Here is an 18,174-nt window from a genome sequence, read left to right as displayed (position 1 = left end):
TTCAGAAAAATCCTACAACTCCAACCAGAACTCAAACATGAAATACGATCCTTAGTGGCCAATCATCTTCGGCAAATTTGACGCATATGAAATATCAAACTAAACCCACAGGACCCCGGACCACGGGGCAACCAAGGAGACTTCAATGGACACTCAATTTGGCATCAATTTGATGGATCTGACCTTCGACAACAACTGCGATATGGAAGCCGAATTTTTTGGCGGATCAGGAGGGGCAGGTGGATGTGGCGGTAGCGGCGGCTGTGGCGGCGGGGGTGGATGCAGCGGCGGAAGCGGCGGCTCCGGCGGTAGCGCTGGCAACGCCATCACTCAAATAGCGCAGGAGGACTGACTCACAAATATACACGGGCACCTGCGTTAACTATCGTCGGTGCCCGTCTCAATCGAAGGGGACAAAATGAAAACTTTGAGAATATACAATTACGAAATCCTAAACTTTGATGCACAACCTACAGTTTTCTCATCAAAAGGATTTACAAGAATAGACGACCCCAAACTCGTAAATACTCTTCATCACATGATTGAAAGACAGTCAACAGAAATAACACAGCATGAACTTACCAAGATCCTCGAAAGCGAATCACTTCAGCCCCAAAAGGCTATCAGTTTCTTGAAAGCCATATCAATAATCGGAGAACCCCGTCAACCACCTCATTTCAAAAATGTTACCGTATGCATTGACTGGGAAATCCCAGACACATTAAAAGAACACATAGAACAAAGACCAAACAACAAAATCAAAATCATAAAAACACCGCAACTCAATACCAATAAACACCCGAACCCAACGCTATTTGTTCTTGCATGCTCAAAATTAAAACCAGATGAACTAAGAACAAATTACACCAATTTATTAAAAAACAATCCAGATTGTGGGATCAGCGTAGGCTTTATAAGCAACCACTTTTTCCATTTAACAGAAACACATATACCCTCGATCGGAAACCCCTGTGCTTTTTGTACCCTGGACCGCATAGCACACTATGAAAGCGTACGAGCAAGCCAGCATCACTGGAGCAGAATATGGAGCTTCTGCCAGTCAAATAATATTGATCTTCCAAAGACCACCCTTGATGAGTGGCAGAGCACAATCATTCTGGGGACCATCGCCTCTTTCACTAACAAACTCACGCACTTTCAAAAATCGAAAGTAACTCAGGATCAAATTTTGCGCTCTAGAACATTGAATCTGACTGACGGCTCATTTACAGAGGACTGCAGCATCCATTGGTCTCTCTGCCAGTGTAGTGGAGAAATGTTATGACCCTTCCTCATGACTATTATCTAAAATTCGTATCCTCAGAAGTACTTGACGAAACGCTAGCGTTCCACGCCAAAGGGAATTACACAATCCACACCATATGCCAACACGCTAGCACTTTACATCACATTCCATCAAAAGAGCTCGAGGCGCTGACTGGCAACGAATTACCCTTAAACATTTTAGAGAAAGAAGCCCCAGACCAATACTTCACATTGTCGCCACTCAAACCAGAGCATTACTTAAAAAGAAATGAGTCATGTGACTGGTTTGTAGAACGACCACTGGATTTTGAAACGATTCAATCTTTAACAGCTCCTCTATTGACACAAGAAGGACATTCCTACAAAAGAGGCTATCCGAGCGGTGGCGCGATCTACCCAATCGAAGTATTTTTTGTAAATCTAGATAATAGAATTAGTCGTTGGCCATCTGAGAGCAACGTTCTACACCTTTTACCCTCCTCGAAAACATTTGAAACCAACAGCCCTCAAATTGACGCCACCAAGCTTACGCAAGCAATTATACCTAAAGCATCCAATATTGGACGCCCCGCCCTAGCTTTGCTTTACATAGCCTATCTTCCGAAAGCATTATTCAAATATCGCTATAGAGGCTATCGCTTAGCACTCATGGAAGCAGGTTCCATGTATATGTTAATAGATTTACGCTGCAAAGAGCTGAACTTGCAGAGCAGGCCATGGTCAGGCTTCACTGATTACGAGATAACCAAATGCCTAAAACTTAACCCTGCGCTTTTCACCCCCCTATGTGTTCAATTTGTGGGCTAACGCATGAACATATTCAACGAAATACATACACTTGAATTTGCCGACTTTGAATTTCATCGACCGAGCGCAGTGTCTCATTTTCCACATAGCGTGGAATGTGGCAGCCGCTGGAAAACTTATGGATCAAGTAGTGGGTGGTCATCCTCAGTAACCTCCAGCGCTATAGGTGAGCATTTTGAGCGAAAGCACTTCTACTTGGATGTACCGATACACGGCAGGAACAAGCTGGGCGCAGGGCTGACACATGATGAATTCGAAGCGTTTGCCAATGCTTTTTCGCAAACAACAACGATTGATAGAAGGAAAACCCTTCACTCACACAATTTCGAGCGCACGAATGTCTACAGGATCACTGATTTAACTAAATGTGCAATTCCAACAGCACTAATTTCCATCACCCCCTGCAGAAGCCCAATTGACAACGAGTTCTACCCCATGCGGGACACCTGTGGGTGTAGCGTGCACGTGACTGTTGATAAAGCAGTGCTCGGCGCGCTCAAAGAAGCTATGGAGCGACAGTTTTTACTCAGATTTTGGCTAACTAAAACTTGCACAGCCAAAATCAAGTACAGAGACGCTTGTTCAGCGCTTTGGAACCGTCCCAGTCTTTCGCTTTTCAAAGAAATGGGAAAAACAGGAGATCTCTGCATTTTAAACCTTACAGATGAACGTTTTCCTGGCTGCTGCGTCCTGCTTTGCTATGGCAACCGGGGCGGAAAACACCAGTATGTCAGATACTGTGCGGGCATGGCCTACTCCGACAACCTAAGTAGCGCACTGGAAAAATCAGTGATTGAACTGTGGCAAACCTTCCGATTCATGCACTCCTTTTACTTGACAAATAAAACACTTAGCGACATTGAGGACCCCTACCTAAAAAATTTCTTAACGAATAATCTTTATGAAACTTATACCAACGTCACCACCTGCATCGAAAGCAGCCCAACTCAAAACAACGCTACCAACCCTCTCCCGCTCACCAGCGCAGCACTAATAGCACGCCTGAGACAATTAAAGCTTGATGGCTACCTATATCTTTCCTCCACACACTCACCCAAGAGGAACTTACACTACTGCAAGTATATCTCCCCCCACTTGTTTCTTCACATGAACAACGCCTCACACCTCAACATCCAAAACACCTATTCGAATCAATTTCAAAAGCAGATCATTCCACAACAACTTAACAGAATGGTACCTTTTCCATGACCAGCAGCAGTCTACGCCCCCTCCCAAGAACGATAAAGCTCTATAACATCTCAAAAATTTTGATAAAGGAGCACCTCAGAGAGCCTTCCAGTCTGTTGTGGACAGCCTTCGCACCCTGCATGCTGTTTTTTATCATGAGCCCAAGCGATCTGAATCCAGACAAGACCGCTCAACCCTATTTATCCTACGCCGGTTGGTTTTACGCTTACATTTCAGCGAACGTCGCTTTTTTTGGATTCAGCTTTTACCTTATCGGCAGACGGGAAAGCGGCTTTATCCGTTCGTTCATCTACCAAAAGGACTCAATTCGCCTTTTTCTGATGTCTCACATGATCAGCTACTCGATTCTAAGCGTCACATATGCATCTTTATTCTACCTGATCACCAAACCTATACATGGAGATTATTCAGCCCAAGAATACCTATACACAATTGCCTGCTTTTTTACCAGCTACCTGGGCTTTTCCTGTGTGGGTTTGGTCATGGCCGCCCTGCCTATCAAATTTGGAACAGCTAGTACACTTTTCTCATTGCTGTCATTTCTCATGCTGATGTCCAGCTATCTGGGCGCCGTCACAGGTAAAGAGCATGATCAACTGAGCGCTCTCATCAACCCTCTGTACTTGAGCACCCGAGTTTTTCGCGGCGAACTTCCATTACTGTCAGTTTTCCCAGTGGCATTGTTCCTTCCCCTGCTTGGCCTTTATTTAACAGCGAATCACTTTAGAGTCCAGCCTATCTGGAGTCGTTATTAAATGAGCATACTAACCATTAATGATCTGACTTTCTCGCACAAAGAAAAAGCCTTGCTGCACAATCTCAACCTACATATCTCACCAGGTGAAGTAGTGGGTCTATTAGGGAGCAATGGCGCTGGAAAAACGACACTCTTCGACCTGATTTGTAAACTTAGAAAACCTGGCCGTGGAGAAATCATCAACCGCGCCCAACATCTGGCTTATCTGACGCAAATTCTGACGCCGCCACCCCAGTTGCGGATGATTGAAGTTTACGATCTAATCACCCATTTGAATGCCCCGTCGAAGCTTTGCCTTTCTGAAGCACTGTCTCGGCTTGGTGCGTGGTCGCCTGCGCTTTCTAAAAGGTATTCGGATATTTCCAAGAAAAAATCCTCTACTTGCAGCTATGGCGAAATTCGGAGCTTTTTCACCTTGACACTGCTACTCATGGGCAGCGATCTGATCATACTTGACGAACCCACGGCTGGAGTGGATCCGGAATTCCGACACTTTATCTGGCTTGGGATCAAACACGCGTGCAACGACGGGGCCAGTGTTTTGGTTTCATCCCACTATACGCAGGAAATCACGGCCCATTGCGATCGCTTTTACATGCTTGCCCATCGTCAACTCGAAGCGTTCCATAGCTCAGACCAATTCCTGACTCGGTATCGGGCGGGATCTTTGGATGAAGCGTTCATCAATGCCTCGATGTAGCTGGGCAGAAACGAGTTGCATCGCAATGCAGATGAGTTCAAGCCTCTTCGCGGGACAAGCCCGTAGGGATCGCATCAGGTCTGTGCCGGCCACAAGATATGCAGCGCGGGTGAGATCGAGCGCCCCTTGGCGTATGACTTGATACTAAGTCGTACAAACAAGGCGGCCAGCGATGACCTCACAGAAGAGACAGGCCCGAAACAGACAGTGGGAGCGGGCTTGCCCCGCGAAGCGCCGCGCGGGCGGCGCTCGACTTCTGCCGCGCAGCAAGCCTCAAGGCGGACCCTATCCCCTACAACCCCTCCAGCTCCGCCATCAGGTCACTTAGCCGATCGACCTTGTCGTCATCCAGTGCACTGCCCTGCAGTCCCTGCACATACTCCGCCAGCTCCGCCACGGTGCTGCACTCGAACATCGCCCTCAGCGGCACGTTCAACTGCAACTGCTTCTGCACCCGCGAGGCTATCTGCGTGGCCAGCAACGAGTGCCCGCCCAACTCGAAGAAGTTGTCGTGCACCCCGACCCGCTCAGCCTTGAGCACATCGGCCCAGATAACCGCCAGTAGGTCTTCCAGCTCATTGCGCGGTGCCTGGTAGGCCTGGCTGTGCTGGCCGCCGATGTCGATGGCGGGCAGGGCCTTGCGGTCCAGCTTGCCGTTGGCATTGTGCGGCAGGCTGTCGAACCAGCCCCAGTGCAACGGCACCATGTACTCCGGCAACTCGGCGCGCAGGCGTTGCTTGATCCGCTCCAGCAATTCAGCGTCCCCGGCAATGCCCTGGTGCGCAACCAGGTAACCGACCAAGTGCTTGCCATTGGCACCCTCCTGCACCCCCACGGCAGCATCGCGGATTTGTGCCTGTTCGTGCAGGCGCGCCTCGATCTCGCCCAACTCGATGCGATAACCGCGAATCTTCACCTGGTGGTCGATGCGCCCAACGTACTCCAGCACACCGTCCGGGCGCTGCCGCGCCAGGTCGCCAGTACGGTACAGGCGCTCGCCCGGCGCACCGTACGGGTGCGGGATGAAGGCCAGCGCCGTGCGCACCGGGTCGCCAACGTAGCCACGGCCAACGCCGGTGCCAGCCACGCACAGTTCACCCACCGCGCCCAGCGGCACCAGTGCCTGATCGTCCCCGCACAGGTACAGGCGGTTGTTGTCGGTCGGCGTGCCGATCGGCAAATAGGCGCCTTGAGTCGAGGCAGCATCGACCCGGAAGAACGCCACGTCATCCGAGCACTCGGCCGGGCCATAGGCGTTCACCAGCCCCACCTGCGGGTAGCGCTGCAGCCACTGCGCGGCCAGCTCCGGTGGCATGGCCTCGCCGGTTGGCAGCATCCAGCGCAAGCTATCGAGCGCCTGATGGTCGCTGGCCAGCATGCCCTGGATCAGCGATGGCACGCTTTCCAGCACGGTGATGCCACTGGCCTGCACATGCGCCAGCAGGCCCTGCGGATCATGGGCGATGGCGTTCGGCACGATCTGCACGGTAGCCCCGAACAACGGCGCAGCCAGGAACTGCCACACGGAAATGTCGAAACTCTGCGACGCCGTCTGGGCTATCACATCCTGCTCGCTGAGGCCCAGGTAAGGCACCTTGCTCAGCTGGTTGTTGAGCATGCCGCGCTGCTCGACCATCACGCCTTTGGGCAGGCCGGTGGAACCTGAGGTGTAGATCACGTAGGCCAGGTTGTCCGGCCCGCTGTGAATCCCAGGGTTGTGGCTGGCGACCTGGCTGGCCTGGATTTCCTCCCACACCAGCAGTTGCGGGCGCGCCTGCGTGGGCAGCGCACTCAACAGTTGCCGCCCTTGCTCGGCACAGGCGGCGCTGCACACCAGCACCGGCGTGCTGCTGAGCTCGATGATGCTTTGCAGGCGCGCCGCCGGCAGGCCAGGGTCCAGCGGCAGGTAGCCGGCGCCGGCCTTGAAGCTGCCGACGATCATGCCCAGCAGCGGCAAGCCGCGCTCGGCCAGCAGCGCCACCGGCTGGTCGACCTTCACGCCGGCCAGGATCAGTGCGTGGCCCAGGCGGTTGGCGGCCAGGTTCAGACCGGCATAGTCGTAGGCGGCTTCCAGGCAGCGGGCAACGACACGCTGCGGGTGCGCGGCCACTTGCGCTTCGAACTGGGCAACATAGCTTTGCTCCAGCGGATAAGCCCGCCCGGTGCTGTTGCAGTCTTCCAGCAGGAAGCGCTGCTCTTCGGCGCCCAGCAACGGCAGTTCGCTCACCTCCCCGGCAAAGCCCTCTACCAGCGCCAGCAACAGCCGCTTGAACTCGGCCAGCAGGCGCTCGACGGTCGGGTAGTCGAAGTAGCGCTGGTCGAACGACAGGTGCAGGCCCAGGTCATCGCCGGGGTAGCACACCGCCGTGAGCGGGAAGTTGGTGTGGGTACGGCCCGAGTCGGAGCTGGCGTTCAGGTGCTGCGCATGGTCGAGCACGGCGGTTTCCACCGGGGCGTTCTCGAACACGAACAAGCTGTCGAACAGCGGCTGGCCCTTGGGCAGTTGGCTGCACTCCTGGATCGCCACCAAGGGCAGGTACTCGTACTCGCGCAGCTCCATGTTGCTTTGCAGCAGGCTGTGCAACCACTGGCGCACGCTGCAACGCTCCCCTGCCAGCGGCAGGCGCACGCGCAAAGCGACGCTGTTGATGAACAGGCCCACGGTGCGCTGCATCTGCGGCATGCTGACCGGGCGGCCGGCCACGGTCACGCCAAAGGCCACGTCACGCTCGCCACTGTAACGCGCCAGCAGCAGCGCCCAGGCCGCCTGGGCAAAGGTGTTGACGGTCAGCTGGTGCGCCTGCGCCAGTTCGCGCAGGCGCACGCCCTCGCTCACCTGCAAGCGGGTATGGCAGTCGCCCACGACCATGCCGCTGCCGGCATGGTCATGGCGCAATGGGCGGTCACTGGGCAGCGCCGTGGCGCGCTCGAACCCGGCCAGGTTGGCCTGCCACCAGGCCCGCGCATCGTCCAGCCCCTGGCGTTGCAGCCAGCCAATGTAATCGCGGTAACGCGGCGGCACCGGCAACTGCGCCTGGCGGCCCTCGCCAAGTGCCTGGTAAACCTCGAAGAAGTCGTTCATCAACAGCGAGCGGCACCAGGCATCGATCAGGATGTGGTGGTTGCTCATCATGAACCAGTAGCGCTCGTCTGCCACGCGCACCAGGCGCAGGTGGAACGGTGCCTCGCTGAGCAAGGCGAAGCCCGCTTCGCGCTCCTGCTTGTGCAAGGCTTGCAGGCGTTGCTCCTGCGCAGCCTCGGCAAGCCCGCGCCAGTCCTGGTAGTCGACGGCCAGGCCGCCCGGCTTGTGAATGATCTGCAACATCGCCTCACCGCTGTTCCAGCTGAACGAGGCGCGCAGTGCTTCGTGGCGCGCCACCACGACCTGCCAGGCCTGGGCGAAGCGATCGGGGTCCAGCGCACTGTTGATGCGGTAGCGGTCCTGCATGTAGTACAGGCCGGTGCCCGGCTCCAGCAGGGTATGCAGCAGCATGCCCTCCTGCATCGGGCTCAGCGGGTACACGTCCTCGATCTGCGCTGCCGGCACCGGCAGTGCATCGATCTGCGCTTGCGTCAGGTGCGCCAGCGGGAAATCCGAAGGGGTGAAACTACCATTGCCCTCGGCCAGGCAATGCTCCACCAATGCCAGCAGTTCCAGGCGGTAGGCTTCGGCCAGCGCGGCAATGGTCTGCCTGTCGTAGCGTTCGGCGCTGAAGGTCCAGCGCAGCTGCAGGGCGCCGCCATACACCTGGCCATCGACACTCAGCCAGTTGGGCAGCGGCGCGTCGGGGTCGTGGGCCAGGCCGGCCGGGGCATCCAGCGGCTGGAACAGCGCCGCGCTGTCGAACTGCTGGTCGAACTGGCCCAGGTAATTGAAGGTAATGCGTGCCTGCGGCAACGCCGCCATCTGCTCGCGCCCGGCGTCGTCTGCCAGGTAGCGCAGCACGCCGTAACCCAGGCCTTTGTGCGGCACCTGGCGCAGCTGCTCCTTGATGCGTTTGATCGAGCCTGCCCGCGCGGCGTCATCCTCACCGGGCACCGGGCGCAGGCTCAACGGGTAGGCATTGGTGAACCAGCCCACGCTGCGGGTCAGGTCCATATCCTCGAACAGCCCATCGCGGCCATGGCCTTCCAGCTGCACCAGCACGCTGTCGTCCCCACTCCAGCGGCACATGGCCCGCGCCAGCGCGGTCAGCAGCAGGTCGTTGACCTGCGTGTGGTAGGCAGCCGGGGCCTGTTGCAGCAACTGCCGGGTCTGCTCGGCATTCAGGCCGGTCGTCAGGGTTAGCGCGTGGCGGTGCAGATTACCGCCCTGCGGGTGATCGCAGGGCAGCTCACGGCGGGCACCCCCCAGTTGGCTTTGCCACCAGCCCAGCTCGTCACGCAACGAATCGCTGCCGGCATAGCTGGCCAGGCGCGCGGCCCAGTCGCCCATGGCATGGGTCTTGGCGGGCAGTGGCTGGCCACGGTACAGCGCCTGCAAGTCTTCCAGCAGCACACGCCAGGACACACCATCGACCAGCAGGTGGTGAATCGCCAGCAGCAGGCGCTGGTGGCCCTGGCCGTCCGTCACCAGCAGGCCGCGCAGCAGCGGGCCCTGCTGCAGGTCGAGGCTGCGCTGCACATCGCTGTACAGCGCCTGGCAATCGGCAAAATCGGCGACGGTGGCAGCCCACAACAGCTGATCCTCAGCCGGCTGGGTGTAGGCAGCCTGCCAACGGCCCGCGGCGGCACTGAAACGCAGGCGCAGGCTGTCGTGGTGCTGCACCAGGGCGGCCAGCGCCTGCTCCAGCGTGGCTTTATCCAGCGGCTGGCGCAGCGCCAGCAGCAGCGCCTGGTTCCAATGCTGTGGCTGCGGCACCTCGCTGTCGAAGAACCAGTGCTGGATCGGCGTCAGGCCAACCTGGCCCTCGCGCAGCCCCTGGTCGATGCTGCTGTGCGCTTCGCTCTGCCTTGCCACAGCGGCCAGCGCCTGGATGGTCTGGTGCTGGAACAGGTCGCGTGGCGTGAACTGCAGACCGGCCTGCCGCGCCCGGCTGACCACCTGGATCGACAGGATCGAATCGCCGCCGAGTTCGAAGAAGTTGTCCTGCACACCCACCTGGGCGACGTTGAGCACCTCGCCCCAGATCTGCGCCAGCCGAGCTTGCACGTCATCGCCAGGGGCCTGGTAGTGCTGGCGGGCTTGCTCAAGGTCCGGCAGCGGCAGGGCGCGGCGGTCGAGCTTGCCGTTGCCCATCAGCGGCAGGCTGTCGAGCAGCACCAGGTGCGCAGGCACCATGTAGTCTGGCAAGTGCTGGCGGGCCTCGGCCTTCACGGCTTCGCGCAGGCGGTGCTGCACCTCGTTGTCGGCTGCGGCCTGCTGGCACACCAGGTAGCCCACCAGCTGCTTGCCGCCTGGCAGGTCGAGGGCCAGTACCACTGCCTCGTCGACATCGGCGTGTGCCTGCAGACGGCTTTCGATCTCGCCCAGTTCGATGCGGAAACCGCGAATTTTCACTTGCTGGTCGGCGCGGCCAACATACTCGACCAGGCCATCGGCGCCCAGGCGTACCAGGTCACCGGTGCGGTACAGGCGCCCACCTGCGCTGCCGAACGGGTCGGCAACGAAGCGCTCGGCGCTCAGGCCCGGGCGATCGTGGTAGCCCTGGGCCAGGCCGGCGCCGCCGACGTACAGCTCACCGATCCCCCCCTGCGGCAACAGCGCCAGGTCTTCGTCGAGGATGTAGGCCGTGCGGCTGCCGATGACCTGGCCGATCGGCACACTGCCCAGCGCTGCGGGCAGTACCTCTGGGGCCAGGCAGGCCAGCGGCATGACCACGGTCTCGGTCGGCCCATAGGCATTGAAGAACTGCTGGGGCGCGAATGCCTGGCGAATACGCTGCAGGTGCTCACCGGTCAGCGCCTCGCCACCGGTGATCACCAGGCGAACCGGCAGTTGCTCGCCCTGGCCGCCCAGGTATTGCGCCAGTTGGCTCCCGTAGCTTGGGGTAAAGCCAAGGATGCTCACCTGCTGCTCGCGCACCAGTTGGCAGATGTCCTCCGCGCCCCACTGCCCCTGGGCACGCAACACCACCCGCGCACCGCACAACAGTGGCACCCACAGGCGCTCGCTGGCGGCGTCGAAGTTGATCGAATAGAAATGCAGCTCGCAATCGTCGCTGCGCATGCCGAACGCGGCGCTCACGGCTTGGCAGTGCATGGCGAATTCGCCATGGCTGACGACCACGCCCTTGGGTTTGCCGGTGGAGCCGGAGGTGTAGATCAGGTAAGCCTGGTGCTGCGGCAGGCTGAGGTTGTCCAGCGGCGCAGCGCTGTAGGTCGCCAGGCTGGCTGCGTCGTCTTCCAGGCTCCAGCGCGCCACGCCTTCGGGCAATTCGCCCAGGCTTTGCAGCAGCTCGCGCTGGCTCAGCAGCAGGCCGATACGGCTGTCCTCAATCATGTAGCGCAGGCGGTCGAGCGGGTATTCAGGGTCCAGTGGCACATAGGCGCCGCCAGCCTTGAGGATGGCCAGCAGGCCAACCACCATTTCCAGCGAGCGCTGCAGCGCCAGGCCTACCCGCACCTGCGGCCCGACACCCCGTTCGCGCAGGGCCCGGGCCAGGCGGTTGGCGCGCTGCTCGAGCTCGGCATAGCTCAGGTGCTGGCCGGCGAAGGTCAATGCCCCGGCCTGCGGCGTGCGTGCGGCCTGGGCCGCGAACAACCCGTGCAGGGTCTGCCCGAGGCCCAAGTGCGGGTCGCCCTGCAACTGGCCCAGCAGTTGCTGCTGCTCGCTGCTGCTCAGCATCGGCAGCTCGCACAGGCGCTGTTGCGGGTTGTCGAGCAGCCCGACCAGCAGCTGTTGCCAGTGTTCGGCCATGCGCGCGATACGCGGCTCATCGAACAGGTCACGGCTGTAGGTCAGGCAGCAGCCCAGGCGGCCATCCAGGTCGGTCACTTCCAGGTACAGGTCGAACTTGGTGGCGCTGGCGTCGTTGACCAGGTAGTCCACCTGCATGCCGGCCAGGCTGCGGCTTTGCTGGAAGGCCCAGCGCTGCACGTTGCACATCACCTGGAACAACGGGTTGTAGGCACTGCTGCGTGGCGGTTGCAGGGCCTCGACCAGTTGATCGAACGGCAGGTCCTGGTGTGACTGGCCTTCGATGGCAGCCTGGCGCACCTGCTCCAGCAAGGCGCTGGCGCTCATCTGCCCATCCAGTTCGCAGCGCAGCACCTGGGTATTGAGGAAGGCGCCGATCAACCCTTCGCTTTCCGGGCGGATACGGTTGGCCACCGGCGCACCGATGCGCAGGTCGCGCTGGCCACTGTAGCGGTGCAGCAAGGCAGCCAGGGTGGCTGCCATGGTCATGAACAGGGTCAGGCCACGCTGGCTGTTGAAGGCATGCACGCGCTCGACCAGGGCCGGGTCGAGCTCGAAGCGGTACAGCCCGCCCCGGTGGCTTTGCACCGCCGGGCGTGGGCGATCGGCGGGTAACGCCAGCACCGGGTGCTCGGTGCCCAGGCGCGTTTGCCAATAGGCCAGTTGGCGAGCGCCCTCGCCGCTTTCCAGCCATTGCCGTTGCCACACGCTGTAGTCCAGGTACTGCACCGGCAGTGGCGCCAATGGCGACTCGCGGTCGTCGACAAAGGCCTCGTACAGTTCACCCAGCTCGCGGGCGAAGATGTCCATGGCCCAGCCTTCGGTCACGATATGGTGCAGGGTCAGCACGAAGAAGTGCTCGCGCTCTGCGGCCTTGACCAGGCAGGCGCGCAGCAGCGGGCCGCGTTCAAGGTCGAAGGGCTGGTGCGCCTGGTCGTCAGCCAGCTGTTGCAGGCGTTGCGCACGGGCAGCGCCGGGCAAGGCGCTGAAGTCCTGCCAGTGCAGGTGCAGGCCGCTGTCTTCGGCCACGCACTGGTAGGGCACCCCGTCGATGCTGGGGAACGTTGTACGCAGGGCTTCGTGACGCACGATCAGCGCATGCAGCGCCCGCTCGAACGCCTCGACGTGCAAGGTGCCGCGCAAGCGCGCCATGCCGCCCACGTTATAGGCCGGGCTGTCGGGCTGCATTTGCCAGAGGAACCACATGCGCTGTTGCGAATAAGACAGCGGCACCGCCTGACGACGGTCGACGCGGGCGATCTGCCCTTGGAGGTTGCGCTGGCCATTGCCCTGGATGCGGGCAACCTCGGCACAGAATGCGCCCAGCTCGCTGGCCTCGAACAGGGCCTTGAGCGGCAGCTCCACATCGCACGCCTGGCGCGTGCGGGAAACGATCTGTGTGGCCAGCAGCGAGTGGCCGCCCAGGGCGAAGAAATCATCGCGCAGCCCCACACGGGGCAGGCTCAGTACATCGCGCCAGATGCCAGCGACCTGCTGTTGCAGTGCTGTTTGCGGCTCGACGTGCTCACGCTGCTGCCACACCGGGGCCGGCAGCGCCTTGCGGTCGACCTTGCCGCTGGGGCCCAGGGGCATGTGCGCAAGGGCAATCAGCTGCGCCGGCACCATGTATGCCGGCAGGTGCTCGGCCAGTACCGTCAACAAGGCTTCGGCCTGGGCGCTGCCGCTGTAGTAGCCAACCAGTTGCGCGCCGACCGCATCGTTGTGGACCAGCACCAGCGCCTGCTCGACACCCGCTTGCGCCAACAGGCAGGCCTGGACTTCTTCAGGTTCAACGCGCAACCCCCGTACTTTCACCTGCTGATCCAGGCGCCCGAGGTATTCCAGCGCTTGCAGCTGAACCTGCCAACGGGCGCGGTCACCACTGCGGTACAGGCGCTGGCCATTGCCATCGGCCTGGGGTACGAAACGCTCGGCGGTAAGCCCTGGGCGCCCCAGGTACCCACGGGCCAGGCCCGCACCGCCGAGGTACAACTCACCCGGCACGCCGGGTGCGGTGAGTTCGAGTTCGTCATCCATTACCCGGCACAGCACGTTGGCCAGCGGCCGGCCGATGGGCGAACGCTCGCCGTCCCTGGCCTGGCAATGCCAGTGGGTGACGTTGATGGCGGTTTCGGTCGGGCCGTAGCGGTTGTGCAGCTGCACGTGCGGCAGCAGTTGCAGCACCCGGTCGCGCAGCGCCGCCGACAAGGCCTCGCCCCCGGAAAACACCCGGCGCAGGCTCGCGCAGCCCGCGGCCTGTGGTTCCTGGACAAACACCTGTAGCAGTGGCGGCACAAAATGCAGGGTGGTCACGCCATGCGCCTGGACCAGGGCCGCAATGCGCTGCGGGTCGCGGTGCTCGCCAGGGCCGGCGAGCACCAGCTTGCTGCCGGTGATCAACGGCCAGAAGCACTCCCACACCGACACGTCGAAACTGATCGGCGCTTTCTGCAGCAGCACATCCTCGTCGCCCAACCCATAGCTGGCCTGCATCCAGTGCAAACGCTCGGCCAGCGCCGCGTGAGTATTGCCCACGCCTTTGGGCTGGCCGGTGGAGCCGGATGTGTAGATAACGTAGGCCAGGTTGTCACCTTGCAGGTGCAAGCCGGGGGCCTGGCTGGGCCAGCTGTCCAGGTGCAGCTGGTCGAGGGCGATGGTGCTGACGCCATCGACCTGTGGCAGCTTGCCCACCAGGCTGCTGTGGCTGAGCAACAGGCCAGTACCACAATCGGCCAGCATGTACGCCAGGCGCTCGGCGGGGTAATCCACGTCGAGCGGCACGTAGGCGCCGCCGGCCTTGAGAATGGCCAGCAAGCCGACCAGCAGTTGCGGCGAGCGCTCGAGGGCGATGGCGACGCACGTGTCAGGACCGACACCTTTGTCGCGCAGGTAGTGGGCCAGGCGGTTGGCCTGCTGGTGCAGTTCGGCGTAGTCCAGGCTGCCACCCGCCCATACCAGGGCGGTACGCTGCGGGGTCAGGCGGGCCTGCTCGTTGAGTTGCTCGATCAGCAGTTGCTGCGGCGCGGCGGCTTCGGCCTGGCCCCAGCCCAACAACTGGCGCCGGCCCGCCTCGTCGAGCAGTTGCACCTCGGCCAGGGCCAGGTCGGGCGCGGCGCACACTTGCTCCAGCAGTGCCAGCAGCTGCCCGGCCAGGCGCTGGATGGTGCTGGCCTCGAACAGTTCGTCGGCATAGTCGAACGCCAGGCTCAACCGGCCCTGGTGGTCCTCTTCACTGTGCAGTTGCAGGTCGAACTTGGCTTCGCGGCTGTGCCACGGCAACTCTTCGGCCAGCAGGCCTGGCAGGCGGCGCAGTGCCGACAGGTCGCGTTGCTGGTGGTTGAACATGACCTGGAACAGGCCCTGCTCGCGGGCTTGCGGCAAGGCCTCGAGCAACTGCTCGAACGGCAGGTCCTGGTGGGCCTGGGCCTGGAGCGTGGCCTGGCGCACCTGTGCCAGCAGTTGGCTGAACGGCATGCGGCCATCGAGTTGCGCGCGCAGCACCTGCGTGTTGATGAAGAAGCCGACCATGCCCTGGGTTTCCAGGCGCGGGCGGTTGGCATTCGGCACGCCGACGCGGATCTCGGCCTGGCCGCTGTAGCGCTGCAACAGTGCCTGCCAGCCGGCCAGCAGGACCATGAACAGGCTGGCCTGCTGCGCCTGCGCCAGGCCCTTGAGGGCTTGGCTGAGCGTGGCGGGGACCTTCACGCTGAAACGCGCAGCACTGAATGTGCGCTGGTTGGCCCGGGGTTGGTCGGTGCACAGGTCAAGCACGGGCAGTTCATCACCGAGCTGGGCCTTCCAGTACTGCAGTTGGCGTTCGGCTTCGCCGTCGGCCAGCCACTGCCGCTGCCAGTTGCCGTAGTCCGCGTAGCCCAGGGGCAGCGGCGCCAACGCTGCCTCCAGGCCCTGGCACTGAGCGGCATACAACTTGGCGAATTCATCGAGCAGGATGTTCAGCGACCAGCCGTCGGCCACGATGTGGTGCAGGGTCACCCAGAGCTGATGGTCTTCATCGTCGAGCCGGGCCAGGGTCACACGCAGCAACGGGCCTTGGGTCAGGTCGAACGGCTGGCAGGCCTCGGCCTCACGCTGGGCGGCGACCTGCTCGGGGGGCTGGCCTGCGAGGTCCAGGCGGGCCAGGCTGAACGGCTGCTGCGGCAGAATACGCTGCAGCGCCTGGCCGTTTTCTTCAGCGAACACGGTACGCAGCGACTCGTGGCGCGCCACCAGTGCCTGGAATGCGGCCTGCAGGGCGCTAGCGTCCAGTTCGCCACGCAGGTGCAGGCCGGCGGGAATGTTGTAGGCCGCCGATTGGGGTTGCAGTTGCCACAACAGCCACAGGCGGTTCTGCGCCAGCGACTGGGGCAGCGCCTGGGCGCGTGCCAGGGGCGCGATAGCTGCGGGCTGGGCAGCGCCTGCACCGATGAGCGCAGCCACCGCGTTGCTGTAGTCAGCCAGCACCGGCGCCTCGAACAAGGTGCGCAGGCCCAGGTCGATGCCCAGTTCGTCGGCCAGCCGCGCCGTGGCCTGGGTAGCGGCGATGGAGTTGCCGCCCAACAACAGGAAATGGTCATCTGCCGCTACTGCCTGCACCTTGAGCGTGTCGCGCCACACCGCCGCGATGCGCGCCTGCAAGGCATCGCCTGATGCCTGGGTGGCAGCAGCGGCGCCCGGCTCGGGGAATTGGGCATAGCAGTCCAGGCTGCCCTCGGCCATGCGTACGCGGCAGGCCGAACGCTGCAGCTTGCCGCTGGAGGTTTTCGGCAGCGCGCCCGGGTTGAGCAGCAGTACCACCGCCGGCGCCTGGCGGCAGGCATCGGCGATGACCTGGCGCAGGGTGTTGATCAGCGCCTGGGGTTGGGTGGCCTTTTGCACGCTGCGGCTGATCTCCACCGCCACGCCGATGCCCTCCTCGCCCTGATGCTCGACGGCGAACACCGCCACCCGGCCTTTGCGCAGTGCCTGCACTTCACGCTCGAGGGTTTTTTCCAGGTCTTGCGGGTACAGGTTCTGCCCACGCACGATCAGCATGTCTTTCAGGCGCCCGGTGACGAACACCTCGCCTTCACGCATGAAACCCAGGTCGCCGGTTCGCAGCCAGGTCTGCCCGTCCATTTCGACGAAGGTGCGCGCGCTGGCTTCTGGGTTACGCCAGTAGCCCGAGGCGATACTCGGCCCACCGGCCCAGATTTCCCCCACCTGGTTGTCGCCCAGCCGTTGCAGCTGTTGCGGCTCGACAATGCGTACCGCGTGCCCCGGCTGCGGGAAGCCGCAACTCATCAGCACGCTGCCGGTACCGGGCTCGGCGCGGTTGGCGGCCAAGGCGTCGGCATCCAGCGCAAGCGCGGGGATACCCTGGCCACGGCGGCTGCCGCTGACGAACAAGGTTGCTTCGGCCAGGCCGTAGCTGGCGAAGAAGCTCTGGGGGTCGAAGCCGCAGGCCTTGAAGGTGTCGGCGAAGCTCGCCAGGCTGTCCTGGCGGATCGGTTCGGAACCCGAATAGGCCACGCGCCAGCGGCTCAGGTCGAGCCCGGCCAGCGAGGCCTCGCTGACCCGCTCGCTGCACAGGCGGTAGGCAAAGTCGGGGCCGCCGCTGATGGTGCCGCCGTAGTCGCTGATGGCCTGCAACCAGCGCACTGGCCGGGCGAGGAAGTAGCCGGGCGACATCAGTACGCAAGGCACACCGCTGAAGATCGGCTGCAACAGGCCGCCGATCAGGCCCATGTCGTGGTACAGCGGCAACCAGCTGACGATCACGTCGTCGGGGTTGAGGTCGATGCCAAAGCCGCTGCGGATGAGTTGTTCGTTGGCCACCAGGTTGCCATGGCTGACCTGCACGCCTTTGGGCAGTGCGGTGGAGCCGGAGGTGTACTGCAGGAAGGCGATGTCCTGGCTGCTGAGCGCAGGTTCCTGCCAGGTGTCGGCCAGGGCGGGGTCCAGGCCATCCACTGCCAGCAACGCGGGCGCCGCCTCGGCGGCAAGTGCTTCCAGGCCCTGCAGGCTGTCGTGCAGCGCCGCCACGGTCAGCAACAGGCGCGGCTCGGCGTCGGCGATGATCGACAGCAGGCGTTGCTGGTGGTGCTGGCGGGCAGACTCTGGCGGGTAGGCCGGCACTGCGATCACGCCGGCGTACAGGCAGCCGAAGAACGCCGCTACGTAATCCGGGCCACTGGGAAACAGCAACACCGCGCGGTCACCGAAGCTGGCGCGTGCCTGCAGGGCGGCGGCGATGGTGCGCGCGCGCTGGTCGAGCTCCCGATAACTGAGCACAGCCTGCTCGTGCGGGGCGTCGGCGAGAAAGCGCAGGGCAATCCTGTCCGGGGTCTGCGCGGCGCGTTGCGCCAGGGCCTGGACCAGCGAGAGCGGGAGTTCGAAGGCGTCCGTCATGGGGTGTTCCTGCCAGTATCTGTTGGGGCGTGCCGACTGCGCCGCGGACATGGGCGGGCAGCGGTTGGCGGCCGGGGATGTACACAGGGGAACGGATGGGCGGCGGGAGAAATTAGCGGAGCTGGCGGGGTCGGCGGATTGACGGGCATGCCAGCGACACCCCTGTCATGACCGACATCTCAAAAATCG

Annotated in this window: 7 protein-coding genes; 6 read left to right on the top strand and 1 reads right to left on the bottom strand. The window is 61.7% G+C overall.

Annotation, left to right across the window (positions count from 1 at the left end; translation table 11 throughout):
- Positions 1 to 145: 145 nt before the first annotated feature.
- From K4A76_RS08545 to K4A76_RS08520, 6 genes are all read left to right on the top strand, one after another.
- Entirely contained in the window at positions 146 to 352 is a 207-nt protein-coding gene (locus K4A76_RS08545; RefSeq protein WP_029886908.1) for a hypothetical protein, read from the top strand.
- A gap of 66 nt (positions 353 to 418) precedes the next feature.
- A complete protein-coding gene (locus tag K4A76_RS08540; RefSeq protein WP_080709243.1) occupies positions 419 to 1,285 on the top strand; it encodes an McbB family protein in 867 nt (288 codons plus the stop codon).
- Positions 1,282 to 2,073: a SagB/ThcOx family dehydrogenase gene (locus K4A76_RS08535; protein WP_274411936.1), complete on the top strand. Its 792-nt coding sequence runs from the start codon at positions 1,282 to 1,284 to the stop codon at positions 2,071 to 2,073. The genes K4A76_RS08540 and K4A76_RS08535 overlap by 4 nt, the downstream gene beginning before the upstream one ends.
- A 3-nt stretch (positions 2,074 to 2,076) precedes the next feature.
- The gene (locus tag K4A76_RS08530) at positions 2,077 to 3,282 is read left to right on the top strand and encodes a YcaO-like family protein (protein ID WP_274411935.1); all 1,206 of its coding nucleotides are present in this window, start codon (positions 2,077 to 2,079) and stop codon (positions 3,280 to 3,282) included.
- The gene (locus tag K4A76_RS08525; RefSeq protein ID WP_274411934.1) at positions 3,279 to 4,037 is read left to right on the top strand and encodes an ABC transporter permease; all 759 of its coding nucleotides are present in this window, start codon (positions 3,279 to 3,281) and stop codon (positions 4,035 to 4,037) included. The genes K4A76_RS08530 and K4A76_RS08525 overlap by 4 nt, the downstream gene beginning before the upstream one ends.
- Positions 4,038 to 4,739, top strand: a complete 702-nt coding sequence (locus K4A76_RS08520; RefSeq protein WP_029886910.1) for an ATP-binding cassette domain-containing protein — start codon at positions 4,038 to 4,040, stop codon at positions 4,737 to 4,739.
- A 292-nt stretch (positions 4,740 to 5,031) separates the two neighbouring features.
- Here K4A76_RS08520 and K4A76_RS08515 read toward each other — a convergent pair whose 3' ends face one another.
- Positions 5,032 to 17,985, bottom strand: coding sequence for a non-ribosomal peptide synthetase (locus K4A76_RS08515; protein ID WP_274411933.1), 12,954 nt, complete (start codon positions 17,983 to 17,985; stop codon positions 5,032 to 5,034).
- Positions 17,986 to 18,174 lie beyond the last annotated feature (189 nt).

Source organism: Pseudomonas sp. NEEL19 (assembly GCF_028751975.1).
In the GTDB taxonomy this organism is placed as follows: domain Bacteria; phylum Pseudomonadota; class Gammaproteobacteria; order Pseudomonadales; family Pseudomonadaceae; genus Aquipseudomonas; species Aquipseudomonas juntendi.
Note: the sequence above shows the minus strand (reverse complement) of the source record. Positions and strands in the feature narration are given on the sequence as shown.

Excerpts from the sequence above, each read along its gene's own strand:
- K4A76_RS08540 (WP_080709243.1), top strand. The coding sequence starts at position 419 with ATGAAAACTTTGAGAATATACAATTACGAAATCCTAAACTTTGATGCA.
- K4A76_RS08545 (WP_029886908.1), top strand. The coding sequence starts at position 146 with ATGGACACTCAATTTGGCATCAATTTGATGGATCTGACCTTCGACAAC.
- K4A76_RS08515 (WP_274411933.1), bottom strand. The coding sequence starts at position 17,985 with ATGACGGACGCCTTCGAACTCCCGCTCTCGCTGGTCCAGGCCCTGGCG.
- K4A76_RS08525 (WP_274411934.1), top strand. The coding sequence starts at position 3,279 with ATGACCAGCAGCAGTCTACGCCCCCTCCCAAGAACGATAAAGCTCTAT.
- K4A76_RS08530 (WP_274411935.1), top strand. The coding sequence starts at position 2,077 with ATGAACATATTCAACGAAATACATACACTTGAATTTGCCGACTTTGAA.
- K4A76_RS08520 (WP_029886910.1), top strand. The coding sequence starts at position 4,038 with ATGAGCATACTAACCATTAATGATCTGACTTTCTCGCACAAAGAAAAA.
- K4A76_RS08535 (WP_274411936.1), top strand. The coding sequence starts at position 1,282 with ATGACCCTTCCTCATGACTATTATCTAAAATTCGTATCCTCAGAAGTA.